2 protein-coding genes are annotated in these 3,113 nt (G+C 35.5%); both read left to right on the forward strand.

The window, feature by feature from the left end; genetic code table 11:
* On the forward strand, positions 1-2,630 hold a 2,630-nt coding region (locus ENL20_09865), incomplete at its 5' end, for a DUF2723 domain-containing protein (protein ID HHE38863.1).
* Between the two features lie 184 nt (positions 2,631-2,814).
* On the forward strand, positions 2,815-3,113 hold a 299-nt coding region (locus ENL20_09870; protein ID HHE38864.1), incomplete at its 3' end, for a transposase.

Consider the following 3,113-nt stretch of genomic DNA (forward strand, 5'->3'; position numbering starts at 1 on the left):
AACATTTTAAATCAAAATTTTATTTGATGGAGCAGAGAATGAATTTAAAACCTCAACCTGTAAATAAGAGGAATAATACCATAATTGCCTGGTTTGTCTTTTTTAGTGCTTTAATTATTTATGCGTTAACTCAAGCCCGTTCCCTTTCTTTCTGGGATGCGGGAGAATATATTACCTGTTCGAGTATTCTGGGTGTTCCACATCCTCCTGGAAATCCTTTTTATATTATTTTAGGAAGATTTTTTACGATCATCGGTCTCGGTCTTCCCCATCCCATCATTGTTAATTTCCTTTCCGGACTTCTTTCTGCTTTTGCCGTGATGTTCACTTATCTGTTCACAGTAAAATTCGTTTCCATGTGGCTGAAATCGGAAGAAGAATCTTATCTGGCTTATATTGCCGGTTTTATTGCCGCCATCTATACTGCTTTTTCTTTTACTTTCTGGAACAATGCTATCGAAGCGGAAGTGTATGCAGGACTCGCTTTTGTCATCAACCTGATCGTGTGGCTGACTATGATCTGGGTAGAAAAATCCGACAATCTTTCTCATCAGAATTATCTTATTCTGATCATCTATATTTTCTTTCTCGGATTTGGGATTCATCAGACATCTCTGCAAATTGCTCCGGCAATACTTTTTATCGCTGTTTACCCGATGCTGAAGGATAACATCAAAAAATCCGGCTTCTGGACAAGATTCGGAGTTTATATTGTCGGCTTGATCATTATCTATGCCATCTTTAACCAAATAGGAAAAAGTGTGCAGTTACCGGCTCTTGCAAAATATATGTTCGCTCTTTCTTTTGCCGGAATTCTCTACTTTCATTTGAGGAAACAGGTAAACAAGAAAGCCTGGTTGATCGCGCTTTTAATGATCGTGATCGGGATCAGCACCCATCTTTTCATTTATATCCGTTCCGAATTCCGACCGTTCATCAATGAAGGTCATCCTCATAATCTCAAACTTTTCATGGATTATGTTTTGAGAAGGCAATATGGCGTAACCAGTATGTTCGTGCGCAGGGCTTCTTTTTTATATCAATTAAAAGAACAATTCCTAACTTATTTCAGTTGGCAATTCTTTAATGCGGAAACTTTATCAAATGTATTCAAAGCACCGCAGCAGTTTTTCCAGATGATCTCCAACCTGCTCGTTACTCTTCTCGGAGTCGGGGGAGCATATTATCATTTCAAGAAGAACAAACATTCATTCGCTTATTTTTTCTCCTTTTTCTTTATGTCATCTCTTGCCATGATCTTTGTGATGAATCTCTCGGATGCGGAAGTGCGTGACAGAGATTACTTTTATGTTACTGCCTACAATTTCTGGACGGTCTGGATGGCAATCGGTTCGATTGGATTGATCGCTTTTTTCAAGGATAAAAGCAAACCTTTGGCATATCTTGTGGGAGCAATTGTGATCGCACTCCCATTATTCAACCTGGCAACTCAATATTTCATTCACGACCGTCATAAAGAATACATTGCTCTCGATTATGGTTTGAACATCCTCAACAGTGTAGAAGAGAATGCGATCATCTTTACAAACGGCGATAATGATACCTTCCCGGTCTGGTATGCTCAAGCTGTTTATGATCCCAAATCCATTGAATTTATCCATCCTTCGGAAAATGATACAATTAAAGATGATCTTGGTAAATTTCAAAAAAAGAATATTGTTCAGCCCACAGAAACGACAAAAGAAATAATTTCCAAAGCAATGGATTTTAAAAATGAACAGTGTTCAGGAATTAGAAAAGATATAACTATTGCCAATTTAAGCCTGCTGAATACTCCCTGGTATATCAAACAATTGAGAGATCATGAAGGTGTGGAATTCAATGTTCCTGACAGTCATATCGAGCAATGTCAGGACAATCCGCAATCGATTCTGTATCCCAAACAACTTCCGGAGGATATGGTCGTTAAGATCAAAGGAACAGATCCTGAAGATTCATTTACAGTCACTTATAAAAAAGGAACAATAATGTATGTTAAAGATTTAGCTGCCCTGAGGATCATTTATGATAATTATGGGAAAAGACCAATATATTTTGCTGTTACAGTTTCGGAAACCATCGGTTTTGAGAACCATCTGCGTAATGAAGGTATGGTTGACAGGGTCGTTCCCACCAAAGGTCGGGATCAGTATAATATTAAAAGATTAACAACCAATATCGATTCGGTTTATTCTTATCGAGCTATCTTTGATAACACGGTTTATAAAGATAAAAATATGACCAGACTTTTGAATAATTACGGAGCAGCTTTCCTGCGGGCCTCACAATATTTTCATCGGGATCAGGATTATGAAAATGCGATCAAATATATGGAAAAAGGATTAAGATTTGTTCAGGATAAACAGAGATTTTACAGCGGTCTCTCACAATTATACCTGGAAACCGGATTTCATTATTTAGAAAAAGAAGAAAATGAAAAAGCATTCGAGTTTCTGGATAATGCCATTTCTTATAATCCTGTTGATAAAAGCATTGCTCTATCAATATATCAGGCAGCAGTTTACTCGGAAGAAAACGATAAAGGAATTGCTTTATTAGAGAAGATAAGACCTTATCAGGATTCTACGGTTATTAATCAATATATCAGGAAATTGGAAATAGAAGAGTAATTTTGGTAATCCATTGAAATGGTTCATTATTTTGGTTTTATTCGATTTCCCATAAATAAATTTATGGATTTCTGAATTCAGACAATTTTTTTAAAGAAGCCCACAAATTCATTTGTGGGAATTAATTTTAAAAAAGCAGAAAGAAACCATTTCAATGGTTTATTAAAGATATATTGGAGTTATCATGTCACATTCTTTAACCAGAATTTGGATTCATTCAGTATGGAGCACAAAAAATAGATTTCCTTTTTTAGAAAAAAATAAAAAAATAAAGATTGTTCATCACTTATCTGAAATTTTTGAAAAATCCAATTGTGGTGTCAGAATTATTAATGGTACTGAAAGTCATTTACATACTCTTTTTCTGTTAAACCCAAATTTTTCTGTAAAGGAAATCTTAAAGAATGTTAAAGGTGAATCATCCCATTGGATAAATCAAAATGACTTTTTCAAAGCAAAATTTTCCTGGCAGATAGGTTATGG

It is taken from the genome of Candidatus Cloacimonadota bacterium, from assembly GCA_011372345.1.
Taxonomy (GTDB): domain Bacteria; phylum Cloacimonadota; class Cloacimonadia; order Cloacimonadales; family TCS61; genus DRTC01.